This window comes from Streptomyces sp. NPDC005820, assembly GCF_040630255.1.
Taxonomy (GTDB): domain Bacteria; phylum Actinomycetota; class Actinomycetes; order Streptomycetales; family Streptomycetaceae; genus Streptomyces.
On record NZ_JBEXXE010000041.1, the window covers coordinates 18,612 to 32,047 of the forward strand.

The 13,436-nt window shown below is 72.1% G+C and carries 9 protein-coding genes; 3 read left to right on the plus strand and 6 right to left on the minus strand.

The window, feature by feature from the left end; translation table 11 throughout:
• Nucleotides 1-20: 20 nt before the first annotated feature.
• The 5 genes from purU to ABZ464_RS38420 all read right to left on the minus strand — a co-directional run bounded on the left by purU (nt 21) and on the right by ABZ464_RS38420 (nt 5,757).
• Nucleotides 21-926, minus strand: coding sequence for a formyltetrahydrofolate deformylase (gene purU / locus ABZ464_RS38400; protein ID WP_359285560.1), 906 nt, complete (start codon nt 924-926; stop codon nt 21-23).
• A 1-nt stretch (nt 927) separates the two neighbouring features.
• Entirely contained in the window at nt 928-1,794 is an 867-nt protein-coding gene (locus ABZ464_RS38405) for a methylenetetrahydrofolate reductase (protein WP_359285563.1), read from the minus strand.
• A gap of 13 nt (nt 1,795-1,807) precedes the next feature.
• A complete protein-coding gene (locus tag ABZ464_RS38410; protein ID WP_359285565.1) occupies nt 1,808-3,151 on the minus strand; it encodes an aminomethyl transferase family protein in 1,344 nt (447 codons plus the stop codon).
• A 200-nt stretch (nt 3,152-3,351) separates the two neighbouring features.
• A complete protein-coding gene (locus tag ABZ464_RS38415; RefSeq protein WP_359285568.1) occupies nt 3,352-4,278 on the minus strand; it encodes a LacI family DNA-binding transcriptional regulator in 927 nt (308 codons plus the stop codon).
• 111 nt (nt 4,279-4,389) lie between these two features.
• Nucleotides 4,390-5,757 carry an aminomethyl transferase family protein gene (locus tag ABZ464_RS38420; RefSeq protein WP_359285570.1) on the minus strand — a complete coding sequence of 456 codons (1,368 nt, stop codon included), beginning with the start codon at nt 5,755-5,757 and terminating at the stop codon, nt 4,390-4,392.
• Nucleotides 5,758-5,969: 212 nt separating this feature from the next.
• On the opposite strand from ABZ464_RS38420, the gene ABZ464_RS38425 reads away from it, so the two are divergent.
• Entirely contained in the window at nt 5,970-6,863 is an 894-nt protein-coding gene (locus tag ABZ464_RS38425; protein WP_359285573.1) for an alpha/beta hydrolase, read from the plus strand.
• A gap of 319 nt (nt 6,864-7,182) precedes the next feature.
• On the opposite strand, the gene ABZ464_RS38430 is transcribed toward ABZ464_RS38425, so the two are convergent.
• The gene (locus ABZ464_RS38430; protein ID WP_359285575.1) at nt 7,183-9,888 is read right to left on the minus strand and encodes an Ig-like domain-containing protein; all 2,706 of its coding nucleotides are present in this window, start codon (nt 9,886-9,888) and stop codon (nt 7,183-7,185) included.
• Nucleotides 9,889-10,209: 321 nt separating this feature from the next.
• Here ABZ464_RS38430 and ABZ464_RS38435 point away from each other — a divergent pair, with 321 nt between their 5' ends.
• Entirely contained in the window at nt 10,210-10,998 is a 789-nt protein-coding gene (locus tag ABZ464_RS38435; RefSeq protein WP_359285578.1) for a hypothetical protein, read from the plus strand.
• A 71-nt stretch (nt 10,999-11,069) separates the two neighbouring features.
• On the plus strand, nt 11,070-13,238 hold the full coding sequence (locus ABZ464_RS38440; protein ID WP_359285581.1) for an alpha-galactosidase: 2,169 nt from the start codon (nt 11,070-11,072) through the stop codon (nt 13,236-13,238).
• Nucleotides 13,239-13,436 lie beyond the last annotated feature (198 nt).

Here is a 13,436-nt window from a genome sequence, read left to right on the forward strand (position 1 = left end):
AGCCTTTCTCCGGGGCCGGTTCAGGCGAAGACGATCGTGTGGTTGCCGTTGCGGATCACCCGGTCCTCGGCGTGCCAGAGCACGGCGCGGGACAGGACGGCGCGTTCGACGTCGGCGCCGCGGCGCTGGAGGTCGGCGGCCGTGTCGGCGTGGGTGACGCGGACGACGTCCTGCTCGATGATCGGGCCCTCGTCGAGATCCTCGGTGACGTAGTGGGCGGTGGCGCCGACGAGCTTGACGCCCCGCTCCTTGGCCTTGGCGTAGGGGCCGGCCCCGATGAAGGCGGGCAGGAAGGAGTGGTGGATGTTGATGACCGGGACGCCGACCCGCTCGATGAAGTCGCCCGACAGGATCTGCATGTACCGGGCCAGCACGACGAAGTCGACGTTGCCCTGCAGCAGCCGCAGATGCTCCGCCTCGGCGGCCGACTTGTCCGACCCCTGGCAGGGGACGTGGAAGAAGGGGATCCCGAACGAGCGGACCTCCTCGGCCACATCGGGATGGTTGGAGATCACCATGGAGACGGTCACCGGGAGTTGGCCCTGCCGGTGGCGCCAGAGCAGGTCGAGCAGACAGTGGTCCGACTTCGAGGCGAAGATCGCCACCCGCTTGGGCACCGACAGATCCCGCAGCGTGTACGTCAGCCCGTAGTCCCGCGCGAGCCGGACGTCCAGGTCCTCCTCGACGGCCGGCAGCGCGGCCCGCAGGTCGTCGAGGCCGAACACGGTCCGCTGGAAGAAGGCGCCGCCCTGCGGATTGTCCGAGTACTGGTCGAGGGAGACGATGTTCGCGCCGTGCTCGGCCAGCACCGCGCCGACGGCGCCGACGATGCCCGTCCGGTCGCGGCCCTGCACGATCAGCGAGGCGTGGTGGCGCGGGGCCGCCTCCCGCCGGGCACGCGCCGGGGCGTCCTGGGTGAGCGTCACGTCAGCCCTCCTTCCTGAACCGGGCGGCCCACTCCGAGGTGGCCTTCAGCCCGCCGAACGTGTAGAAGTGCACCTTCAACTCGCCGTGGCGCGCGGCGTCGTACTCCCGGGCGAGCGTGCGCAGGAACCGGTCGGGGCCCGCCGTCCCCATGAGGTTGGTGAGGGAGAACCCGTACTTCTTCGCGATGGAGGCGCTGGTGCCGACGCCGAAGCGGGAGGCGTACGTCATCAGCCGCTTGACGCCGGCGGGTCCGGGCACCCCGATCCGGATCGGGAGGTCGACCCCGCGCGCCCGGGTCTCCTCCACCCAGCGCAGGACGGGGTCGACGTCGAAGCCGAACTGGGTGATGACGCTGCCCGCGAGGCATTGCTCCGCGAGCGCCCCGCTCTTGTCGGTGAGGGCCGACCACAGGGCGGGCCCGGCGATGGCCGGATGCCCCTCCGGGTAGCCGCTGACGCCGACGCCGCGCACGCCGTACCGCTCGAGCAGTCCGCTGCGGATGACAGCCAGCGCGTCCTCGTACGGACCCTCGGGGCGGACCGGGTCGCCGCCGACGACGAACACGTCCTCCCCGGTGCCGTCGGCCCGCAGCCCGGCCAGGAACTCTTCGAGGGCGGCCCGCGAGGGCAGTCGACGGGCGGATATGTGCGGTACGGGCACGAAGCCGAGGCGTTTGACGGCCCGGGCGGCGGCCAGCCGCAGGGCGAGGTCCTCGTTGCCGAGGAACGTGACGTTGACGCGGGTGCCCGGCGGGATGAGGTCACGCGCCTCCTCGAGCTTCGGCACGTCCTTGCCGGTCATCTCGAGGGAGAAGTCCTCCAGCAGCGATGCGCGCACCGACGCCGGGGCCGGAAGGCCAGGGTTCATGGTCGTCCCTCACTCACGCGTTGCGGCGGTAGAACGTGCGCGCGTGCTCGTTGAACGGCGCGGGCCGGACCGTGGCGCGGATGCGCGGGAAGCCGAGGTCCGCCTCGGGGTCGGTACCGGAACCGGGGTGCTCGCCCCACACCACGTGGACCTGGGTGCCGGGTTCGGCGTGCTCCCGGTCGAGCAGGGCGAGGGAGAGGAGGGTGCCCACCGGGTCGATGGTCGCCGTCTGCATGGTCATGCCGATCAGCCCGGTCCCGTTCTCCACCCGGTGCCGGGCGTAGGTGAGATGGAAGCCCGGGTCCTGCCCCTGGCCGACGACCTCGCGCACGTCGTCCGGGTCGAGGACCAGGGTCACCTTCGTGCGGCGCACCGAGTGCTTCGCCTTCAGCAGGGCGTCCCGGCCCACGAAGTCATGGCCGAAGTGGATCAGCTTCCCGTAGCCGAGCTCGTACGGCGAGACGTAGTAGTCCTCGATGTCCGCCGAGAAGTAACTGCCGTTCAGCGGGCGCTTGCCCTCGATGCCGAACAGGGCGAGCTGCCTGCGGTACTCCAGCAGATCCGGGTCGGTGTAGATACCGGGCACCGGTGAGGGGATCCAGCCGCTCTCCACGCTCGGTGTGGTGTAGGCGAGGGCGCCGACCTGCACCAGGCCCAGCGGCCCGCCCGCTTCGAGGAACGCCTCGTGGACGTACGCCGCGTGCTCCCACGGGCCGATGAACTCGAAGCCCGCCTGGCCCGCCATGCCGTGGCGCAGGGCGCGGAAGGCGCGGCCGTCGAGGGCGACGGGGGAGGAGTGGAAGAACTTGGTCTCCGGCAGCGGTCCGCCGAACGTCCGCTCCACCAGCTCCGCCGCCAGCGGGCCCTGGACCTGGTACCGGAACAGCTTCGGGTCGCCGCCGCCCGGACGGAACGCGGAGGACGGGTCGGTGGTGAAGGAGACGTCGTAGCCGCCCTTCTCCCCGTGGTACCGGACCCAGTGCTGCGCGGCCGGGATCCCGCTGAGGAGGTACCGGTCCTCGGCCTCGCGGGCCAGGATGCCGTCCGTGACGATGGTGCCCTCCCGCGTCACGGGGACGTACTGCTTGGCCTGGCCGATCGCGAACCGCTCGAAGTTGTTGACCCCGTGGTCGGCGAGCAGCCGGGTGGCGTCCGGGCCGTCGATCCACATGTCGTACATGTGGTGCGAGAGGTTGAGGAGGGCGACGCCCTGGTGCCAGGCGCGCTGCTCCAGGCGCCAGCCGGCGTACTCGCGGTCGACGACCTCCGGAAGCCAGGGCTCCGCATGCGGTTTCCACAGCAGTTCGACCGGCGATCCGGCCTCGTCGATGCCGTCCTGAAGACTGGGGATGGCCATGCGGCTCCTTCTCGTCGGCGTCCGCCCCGCGGGCGTCCACTACGCGGCTAAATCGATCTAGTGACGGGCCGGGGGGTGCCATGAGAGGTGCCACCGAGGGTGCCGCATCAGGTACTAAATCGATCTAGCGATGAAGCTAACAGGAGGGGTCGCCGGGTGGCGAGGGTGATGCCGCGCACGCAATGCTTGCGCGTTTCGGGTCAGGCCGAATCCCGCACGATCACCCGTCCCGGGGTCATCACCAGGTCGGCGGCGTCGAGTCCGAGGACGGTGCGCGCGGCCACCCGGCCCTTGGCCTCGGCGTCGATGTGGACGGTGGTGAGCGCGGGCGTGACCAGGGCGCCGTACTCGGTGTCGTCGTAGCCGATCACGGCGACCTCGTCGGGCACCACGCGTCCCAGGTCGTGCAGGGCGGTCAGCGTGCGCAGCGCCAGGTCGTCGTCGAAGGCGGCGATCGCGGTGACGGCCGGGTGGGCGGCGAGGAACGCCCGTACCGCCGCCGCGCCGGACTCCCGCGGCCGGGGGACCACGAGGTCGGTCACCGGGGCGAGACCCAGCCGGCGGGCGGTCTCGTCGGCGAAGTGCAGACGCGCCCCGGTCAGCGGGAACGCGTGGTCCGGCAGCGCCATGGCGATGTGGGTGTGGCCGCGCTCGGCGAGGTGCCGGATCTGCAGGGCGGCGTGCGCGGCGAAGCCGTGCTCCCAGTCCTCCTGGTCGGGCTCGTGCCCGTCCATGTACGCCTCGCCGAACCGCAGGACGGCGCGGGGCACGATCGCGTCCAGGATCCGCTGCGTCGACTGCGGTGCCGCTTCTCCGTGCCGGACGAGCAGGACGTGGTCGTGCGCGGCGAGTTCCGCGTCGAGGCCGCGGATGTAGCTGCGGGAGAAGTTGCCCTCCATACTCCAGTCGACGTTGAGGACCACGATCCGCGACGATCCCTCGCGCAGCGCCCTCGCGATGCCGTGCGGGACGTAACCGAGTTCGCGGGACGCCCGCAGCACGCGTTCGCGGGTGGACGAGGAGATCGTCTGGTTCGGGTCGTCGTTGAGCACGAAGCTCACGGTGGCGCGCGAGACACCGCTCGCCGCGGCGACGTCCTTCAGCGTGACCCGCCGTGCAGGCTCCATGACAGTGCCCCCTGTCTGTCGAAACACCCCCAGCTTAGCTAGATCGATCCAGTGTCTCGTGGGGCGGCAGGGGCAGGGGCAGGGGCAGGGGGGACGGTGGGGCGGCGGGTGTCAGGGGCGGCCGACGTCCGTCCGGCGGTTGTCCGGCTTGAACGGCAGCGCGGACACGCTCGCCCGGATCTCCCGCTGCGGGGTTCCGGGCCGGCCCCACAGGACGGTCACCTCGGTGCCCGGTGTCGCGTACGCGGGATCGATCACGCAGAGGGAGATCGTCGCGCGCAGATGCACGCTCAGCGTCCGCCCGGTGGACACCCCCACCGGTTCGCCGGCCACCAGCACCTGGTCGAAGGCGGGACCGGACTGCCGGGGCAGCTCCATCTGGTCGGGCGCGGGCGTGTCGTCGTCGCCCAGCAGCGAGGTCAGGACACCGCCGACGTCGTGGCCGTTCCAGCGCAGGCCGACCGGCGTCCGGCCCGGGATGCCGCTCGCGGCGTCCGCGACCAGCGCGTCCCGGCCGACGAAGTCCCGCCCGGGTATGCCCCGGCGGAACCCCCAGCCGAGTTCGCCCGGCTTGCGGAAGTAGTCGCCGACCCCGTTGACGGGCACGAAACTGCCACCGGGCGTGCCCCTGCGGAACTGGCGCGGCGCGCCCGGCGTGAGGATCGAGGCGGGCAGATAGTCGAGCCCGTTGGTGGCGATGCCGGCCTCGATGTGCTGCACGGGCTGTGCGCGCAGGCCGAGTTGACGGATGCCGAAGTCCCGTCCGTCGGCGACGACGGCCGACCAGATCGCGCCCGCGTGTTCGGCGGAACCGTGCAGCTCGTATCCCAGCTCGCCGGAGATCCCGGTCCGCAGCACCCGCACCGGCACTCCGCCGACCCGGGACATCCTGCTGCGGCTGAAGCCGATGTCCCGGAGGTCGTCCCCGGTGACCTTCTCCAGCACGGCCAGGGACCGGGGTCCCTGGACGCCGAAGACGAACAGATCCGGGCTGACGTCGGTCGCCGCCGCGTCCCAGCCGCCTCGGCCGAGCCGCCACAGCAGCCAGTCGCAGCTGCCGGCGGTGTAGAGGAACTCCTCCGGGCCGAGCCGGCACAACACGCCCTCCGAGGCGACCCGGCCGTTCTCGTCGAGCTGGACATGGTGCTTGATCCCACCCGGCTCGAACCGGGAAAGACTTCTCATGCCCAGCTGATCGAGGAATCCCAGCGCGTGCGGTCCCCGGACGATCACCTTGTGCAGCGCGCTCCAGTCCCCGAGGTAACAGGTCCGGACATGGGCGGCGCATTCCTCGGCCCACTGCGAATACTCCAGCGGCAGCAGGGTCTGCGCGAAGTGGCCGTACGCCCCGCGCGCGTTGGCCTCGTCCTGGGCGGCCACGGCGGGGCTGAACAGAGGTGGCCGCTCCACCACGAACGGCGCCTCGCGCAGGCGGAGGGCCGCTTCGTACGTACTGCGCCGCTGCGCGTTCGGATCCATGGCACGCTCCCGCTCCGTCGCTGAACTAGATCGATTTACCTCCGAGGTGGGCAGAGAGTACCGGGATGTGCGGGGCCGGGGCGGGGTGGCGGTCGTTGCGCGTTCCGCACGCTAAGAGGAACCCTGCCGTCGCCCAGGAGTACCCAACCGGCGCTGCAGGGTGCATTATCAGGAATCCTGATACTTGAACCTTGCAGATATGGAGCGGGATCATGTCATTGAGCTCAACAGTCCAGGCCAGAGGCGTCCAGCTGCTCCTCGGCCGGGTGATGTCCCGCGTGCACAAGGACCTGCGGTCCGCCGGAGCCGCGACCCCGGCCGAGACCCTCCGGGTGGAGACCGGCGCGGGCCCGGTGACCTGCACGGTCTACCGCCCCTCCGCCGCGGCCGAGTCCCCCGCCCCCGTGTACGTCAACTTCCACGGCGGCGGTTTCGTGGTCGCCCACCCGGAACAGGACGACCACATCTGCCGCTCCATAGCCGCCACGGCCGGCTGTGTGGTGATCAACGTGGACTACGCCGTCGCCCCGCAGCGGCCGTTCCCCGTACCCGTCACCCAGGCGTACGACGTCACCGCGTGGGTCGCCGCGAACGGCTCGGCGGGCGGCTGGGACGGTACGCGGCTCGCCGTCGGCGGACACAGCGCCGGAGCCAACCTGACCGCGGCGGTCTGCCGCCTCGCCCGGGACCGCGGCACCTTCACCCCCCGGCTGCAGATCCTCGACTCGGCCCCGCTCGACCAGCTCGCCGACCCGGCCACCAAGCGTTCCCTCATCGCCAAGCCGCTGCTCAGCCCCGGGCTGATGAGGATCTTCACCGACGCCTACGTCCCGAACCGCGCCGACCGCGCGAACCCCCTCGTCTCGCCGGGCCTGGCCGACGACCTCGCCGGTCTCCCGCCGGCCCTGGTCATCACCGCGGAGAACGACCGCCTGCGCGACGAGGGCGACGCCTACGCCAAGGCCCTGGAGGCCGCGGGCGTCCCCGTCACCCACCGCGTCTTCGAGGCCGTCGACCACTACTTCACCCACACCGGCCCGGTACCGGCGGCGCGCGAGGCGATCACCTTGATGGCGACCACCCTGCGAACGGCGCTCAGCGACTGACGCGCCCGGCATGACCGGTGGTCCGGGCGTGACCGATGAACCCGGGCTTCCACCGGATGACCTGGGCCGGCGTCGGCTGTCCCGGCCGCCTGCCGACTGTCCCCGGCTTCCACCGGACGCCTCGGGCCTTGTCGGACGTCCCGGCCTTTCGCCGGATGCCCCGGCCCCCTCCCGGAGGTCCCGGCCTTCTGCCGGAAGCGCGGCTCCCTGCCGGATGCGCAGCCCCCTGCCGCAGGTCCCGGCCGTGGACAGCCACGTTCGTGGGCCGTCCACGGTCGGTTGGTCAGTCGGTCGGTTGGTCAGTTGGTCGGTTGGTGGGTCAGTGGCCCAGGGGGATCCACGGAAGGGCGGGGCCCGGGTGGGGGGTGTGGTCGGGGTGGGGGTGGTCGGTGATGGTCACCGTGAGGGGTGGGGACGGGGGGCTCACGTTGCCGGCGAGGTCCTCCAGCAGTACGGCGAAGCCGTACTTGTCGCGGGCGAGCGCGGCGCTGACGACCTCGTAGGCGCCGCCGGAGGTGACGGTGTCCTTGCCGACCACGGCCGGGCCTTCGGGGCCCGGGGGATCGGCGGTCAGCCGCACCAGCGCGTTGGCCTCGACCGGCGAGCCCTGGAAGGCCGGCTTGGTGATCCTCGTGATGTTGTCGTCGTCGACGCCGGTGTCGCTGGACGCCAGCAGGTCCGGCGCGGCCGGGCGGACCGGCGCGACGGTGTCGAGCGTGATCAGCAGCCGGTGGCTGCTCTCCGCGCCCGAGCCGGTGGCATGGGCCGTGCCCGCGTCCGGGGCGTCGGACGGGTCGACGATCACCACCTCGGCGGTGATCTGGTTCTCCCCTTCCGTGAGGACCGGGTCCAGTTGGATCCGGTACAGCCCCGGCTTGGTGACCGGGTTCACCGGCTGGGCGAAGCCGACCCGCTCACCGTCCCGCTCCACGGCCACCTTGAAGCCGGGGGTGTCGTCGGCGAGCGTGGCGGTCGCGTCCTGCGGCGAGAACGGGATGCCGGCGGCCCGCAGCGCGGAGTCGTCCACCCGGAGGAAGAGCTCCGGCCCGGCGATCCTGGTGACGTCGTCGTTGTCGTGGCGGCCCGAGTCGGAGGTGCGGGTGAGGTCGAGACCGTAGGGTTCGGGGGCCGCGCGGCCGGAGACGGTGAGGTCGTAGGTGGCCTGCGGCGGATCGGTCGGGGAGGCGTCGCCCGGAGCGGTCGGGTCGGTGACGCCGGCGTCGGCGACCGCGATGAAGTACGGCTCGTCCTTGACCACCGGGATGGCGAGCCGGCTGGTGGAACTGCCCGGCCTGGTGTTGGCGGTGGTGCCGGTGGCGACCCGGTTGCCGTACTTGTCGTAGGCGTGGACCCGGAGCCCGGAGACCACCTCGTTGAAGGCGATCTCGGCCTGCAGATGGCCGGTGCGGCGGGGCGTGAACCGGAAGAAGTCGACGTCGGTCGCGCTGTGCAGGGTCAGACGCCGCTGGGTGACCCGGTTCCTGGTGCCGAGCGCGGTGGCGACGGCGGTGTCGATCGACTCGTTGGGCTCGAAGCGGTCGGGGTGGGCGCCGAGCAGCGAGAAGACGTCGAAGTACGTCGTCGGGGTGCCCTGGGCCGGGGTGGTGGCCGTCGGCGGCGTGGTGTTGCCGGTCCAGCTCGCGTAGCCGATCCCGTCGACCGTCCACAGCCCGTTGTACTCGCCGATGCGCAGGGTCTGCTGGGTGGATCCGGCGCCGCAGGCGAAGCGGCAGCGGGCGCCCAGGTCCGGGTCGAAGGGGGAGTCGGCGACCCGGAAGTCCCGGGTCCAGGTCTGCCCGCCGTCCCGGCTCGTGGTGCCGTAGAGCTCCAGCAGGAAGTCGTTGCTGCCGTTCGGGCCGGTGCCGCCGTTGGTCCGGCCGCTGCGGTTGTCGTACCAGGTGACGACCGCGTTGCCGTCCTGGTCGATATGGGCGGTGGGCATCACGGCGAAGGTCCGGCCCGGACCGTGGTCGACCCTGCCCCGGGTGAAGGTCCGCCCGTTGTCCGTGGAGCGGGCGATGACGACATCGGCGTCGTCGCCGCTCGCGAAGGTGTTGTCGGGGTCGTCGTTCGCGACGACGTACACGTTCCCGGGCCGGGCGGGGTCGGGCAGGACCCAGGGCTGCATGCTGCCCTGGAGCCAGAAGTCGGTCCCCGGGATGTCACCGCCGGGGGTGTCCTGCACATTGCAGGTGACCGTGGCCTGTCCCGCCCCGAAGGGGGTGGTCTTCTGCTGGATCGTGCCGGCGGCGAGATCGGCGCCGCCGGAGCCGTCGCGCAGGAGCTGGGTGCTGCCCTGCAGGGGCGTTCCGTCGGCACCCTCGGGGCAGAGATCGGAGTGGTAGGCGACGTAGAGGTCGCCGTTCGGGCCGACGGCCGCGTGGGAGGGCCATACGTTGCCCTCGCCGGCCGCGGACACGACCCGCGGTGTCGACCAGGTCGTGCCGCCGTTCACGGAGCGCGAGAACTGGATCTCCCACGGGGTGCCGAGGTGCGACCACACGAGGTAGAGGTTGTCGCGGTACGGGCCGGCGGGGTCGGCGTCGGCCACCAGCCAGGGCTTGTCGTGGTTGAACGTGCTGTTCCCGCTGACCTGGGTGGCGGTGTACGTCTGGGTCCCGGGGGTCGTCAGATCGTTGATCCGGCCGACCCCGACGCCGAAGGTGCCGCCGCCGCTGTTGAAGGCCGACGAGAGATGACTGACGAACAGCCGCCCCTGGGAGTCGAAGGCGAGGGTCGGGTCGCCGAAGCACTGGTTCACGGGGAGGCTCGACGTCCGGGTGACGGGGAAGCCGTCCTTGCCGAAGTTGTTGTCGATCCGGACGGTGCAGCCCTGCATGACGGCGACCTGGTTCGGTCTGCGGGGGTTGGCCGTGGCGTTGTGCGGCTCGAAGCCGCCGGTGGCCAGGATCCGGTCCTCACCCGCCAGAGCGGGTGCGGCGGGTCCGGCGACCACGAGGGACTGCAGCACCAGGAGCACGCCGCCGACGACGGTGAGGGCGCGCCGCTGAACAGGGGGTCTCACGGCGTGCCCCCCGGTCTCGTTCGTCTCATTCTTCTTGTTCCTCTCCTTCCGATCCGGCCGAGGCGCAGGACATCTGCCGGTGCGTTAATCGGATAAATCGGGCAAGAGGAATGTGGCATCGAGTCGCCGTCCGCGCGGACGGCTGCCGGTCGCGTCACGGCGAATTCACCCCTGAGGGGGCGGGGACGGCTCAGTTGAGGTGAGGTCGTGGGTGCGTGGGGGCAACCGGGGCCGCCTCTCGTGGGTCTAGGCAGCGTGACACACCATCAGGCCCGCCCCGACGAGGAGGCGGCGGGCCCGAGCGTCCCGAAGGGGGAGTCCATGCGAATCCACTCGGCCGTCGCCGTCGTATCCCTTGCCACCGCCGTGTCCGCCTCGATCGTCCCGGCCGCCGGGGCGGCGGACCGCGCCCCGGCCGCCCCGACGACGTTCTCGCACGTCCTCGTCAACGGCGGCAAGGACATCGTGCTCGGCCTGACCACCCGCAAGACCGTCACCCTCACCTGGACCGTGACCGACCCGGAGGGTGTCGTCGCGACCTGGGCCTTTCTGTGGCACGGTCCCAACACCGACGACGCCGACGGCCATCTGCCGCAGTACCCCCCGGCGGGCACCTGCACCGTCTCGCCCACCGATCCCACGACCTCCACCTGCACGATGTCCTTCGAGGTGAACGCCGCACGGGACCTCCGCCACAACAGCCTGGCCGGCACCTGGAACGTGCTCACCGACGCACAGGACGCCACCGACGACTGGACGGACGTGGACGTCGCGGCCACGGCGAAGATCAAGCGGAACGCCAAGGTCACGGTCAATGCCTCCCCAGAGCCGGTGAAGAAGGGCCGGACCATCACGGTCACCGGCAAGCTGACCCGCGCCAACTGGGAGACCCGCACGTACACCGGGTACCGGGGCCAGTCGGTGAAGCTCCAGTTCCGCAAGAAGGGCAGCACCACCTACACCACGGTGAAGACCGTCACCACCGGCAGCGGCGGCACCCTGAAGACCACCGTCAAGGCCACGAAGGACGGCTACTACCGGTACGTCTTCGCCGGCACGGGCACCACCGGACCGTCCACCGCCGCGGGCGACTTCGTCGACGTCAGGTGAGGTCCCGGGGTGGGGGGTGACCGGTCACATCCGTGGGTAGACAGTCCCGGACCACGGAAGGGGACCCCTCGTTGACCACCCCAGCAGAGAAGCCGGAGAAGACCGCGGAGAAGAGGGTCCTCTGGTCCCATGACGTCCTCGGGCTGCACGCCGTCGCGGATTCCGCCGGGGCGGTCCGGCTGGGGGCGTCGGGCCAGGACTGGGACCGTCTGACGCCTCTCGTCGAGGTCACCGTCACCGGCCACGGCCGCGCCTGGTCGGGGGAGCGGTTCGTCGACACCACCGTCGGCGGCCGCCTCGCCCACCGGGGCCACGAGACGGTGGTGGACGGCGACCGGCGGACCACCACCATCCGGCTGGCGGACCCGGTGACCGCCCTCGCCGCCGAGATCACCCTGTGGACCCGCCCCGGCGCCGGCTTCCTCCGCTCACAGGTGCGCCTGGTCAACGAGGGGAACGCCCCGCTCCGGCTGGAGGGCGTGTCGAGCCTGTCCCTCGGCGGGATCGTGGACGCCGACGGCGCGGTGGACGGTCTGACCCTGCACTGGGCGGACAACGACTGGCTCGCCGAGTGCCGTTGGCGGCAGGCCGCCTTCCGGGACCGGGTCGTCTCCCTGAGCCGGTCCGCCCACGGCCACGAGGGACGCGGCTGCTTCGAGCGCTCCTCGCAGGGCAGTTGGTCCACGGGCCGCCATCTGCCGGTCGCCGCGCTCACCGATCCGAGCGGGCGTGCCTGGCTCTGGCAGATCGAGTCCAGCGCGGGCTGGCGCTACGAGACCGGCGAACGCGAAGGCGCCGCGTATGCCGCCCTGTTCGGCCCCGACGACGCACACCACCAGTGGCACGAGACCCTCGGTCCGGGGCAGGAGTTCACCACCGTCCCGGCCGTGCTCGCCGGAGCCGGGACCGGTGGCCTGGACGCCGCGTTCGGCGAACTCACCGCCTACCGCCGCCGGATGCGCCGCGCCCACCCGGACCACACGGCGCTCCCGGTGATCTACAACGACTACATGAACACCCTCATGGGCGACCCCACCACCGACAAGCTCATGCCGCTCATCGCGGCGGCGGCAGCGGCGGGCGCCGAGGTGTTCGTCGTCGACGCCGGCTGGTACGACGACGACGCCCAGGGCTGGTGGGACGCCGTCGGCGCCTGGGAGGCCTCCGGCAGCCGCTTCCCCGGCGGCATCCAGGAGGTCCTGGACGCCATCGCGCGGCACGGTATGACCCCCGGCCTCTGGCTGGAGCCCGAAGTGGTCGGCGTCCGCAGCCCGCTGGCCCGCACCCTGCCGCCCGAGGCCTTCTTCCGCCGGGGCGGAATCCGCGTCACCGAGCACGGCCGGCACCACCTGGATCTGCGCCACCCCGCCGCCCGCGCCCATCTGGACCGGGTCGTCGACCGGCTCGTGGGCGACTGGGGCGTGGGCTATCTGAAGCTCGACTACAACGTCAACGTCGGCGCCGGCACCGAGAACGGCACCGAGAGCGCGGGCGCGGGGCTGCTCGGGCACCACCGCGCCCACCTGGACTGGCTCGGCTCCCTCCTCGACCGGCACCCCGGTCTCGTCCTGGAGAACTGCGCCTCGGGCGGACTCCGGATGGACTACGCGCAACTCGCCGTCACCCAGGTGCAGTCCACCAGCGACCAGCAGGACCCCGCGCGCTGTCCGCCCATCGCCGCGGCGGCCCCCACCGCGGTCGCCCCGGAACAGGCCGCCGTCTGGGCCTACCCCCAGCCGCACTTCACCCCCGACGAGATCGCCTTCACCCTCACCGGCGCGCTGCAGGGCCGTGTCCAGCTGTCCGGGTTCCTCGACCGTATGAGCCCGGAGCAGTCCGCGCTCGTCCGTTCCGCCGTCTCCGTCTACAAGGCGCTCCGCCCGGAGATCCCCGCCGGCCTTCCCTTCTGGCCGCTCGGGCTGCCCGCCTGGGAGGACACCTGGCTCGCCTCCGGTCTGCGCGGCCCGGCCACCCCCACCACCTGGCTCACCGTGTGGCGACGCGCACCGGCCCCCGGGGCCCCGCGCACCCCCGACGACAGCACCCGCACCCTCTCGGTCCCCCATCTGCGCGGCACCCGCGTCCGTCCCACGGTGCTCTACCCGGCCACCGCCGACGCCACCGCGAGCTGGGACGCCACCGGGTCCGCACTCACCGTCCGCCTGCCCCGCCCCGACACCGCCGTACTCCTGCGCCTCGACGCGACCCCGACGGAGGACACCGGACCGGGACGGACCTGAGAGGGGACCCCGACGCCGGGGCCCAGCGCCCCGCCGCCGCTCCCCGGGGCGGGGTTGGTCGCTGTGTCGTTGCTTCTCGGGCCGGGGTCGGTCGCCGCGTCGCTGCTCCCTGGGCCGGGGTCGGTCGTCCTGGTGCTGCTCCCTGGGCCGGGGTCGGTCGTCCTGGTGCTGCTCCCTGGGCCGGGGTCGGTCGTCCCG

Excerpts from the sequence above, each read along its gene's own strand:
- ABZ464_RS38420 (WP_359285570.1), bottom strand. The coding sequence starts at position 5,757 with ATGGATCCGAACGCGCAGCGGCGCAGTACGTACGAAGCGGCCCTCCGC.
- ABZ464_RS38415 (WP_359285568.1), bottom strand. The coding sequence starts at position 4,278 with ATGGAGCCTGCACGGCGGGTCACGCTGAAGGACGTCGCCGCGGCGAGC.
- ABZ464_RS38435 (WP_359285578.1), top strand. The coding sequence starts at position 10,210 with ATGCGAATCCACTCGGCCGTCGCCGTCGTATCCCTTGCCACCGCCGTG.
- ABZ464_RS38405 (WP_359285563.1), bottom strand. The coding sequence starts at position 1,794 with ATGAACCCTGGCCTTCCGGCCCCGGCGTCGGTGCGCGCATCGCTGCTG.
- ABZ464_RS38425 (WP_359285573.1), top strand. The coding sequence starts at position 5,970 with ATGTCATTGAGCTCAACAGTCCAGGCCAGAGGCGTCCAGCTGCTCCTC.
- ABZ464_RS38410 (WP_359285565.1), bottom strand. The coding sequence starts at position 3,151 with ATGGCCATCCCCAGTCTTCAGGACGGCATCGACGAGGCCGGATCGCCG.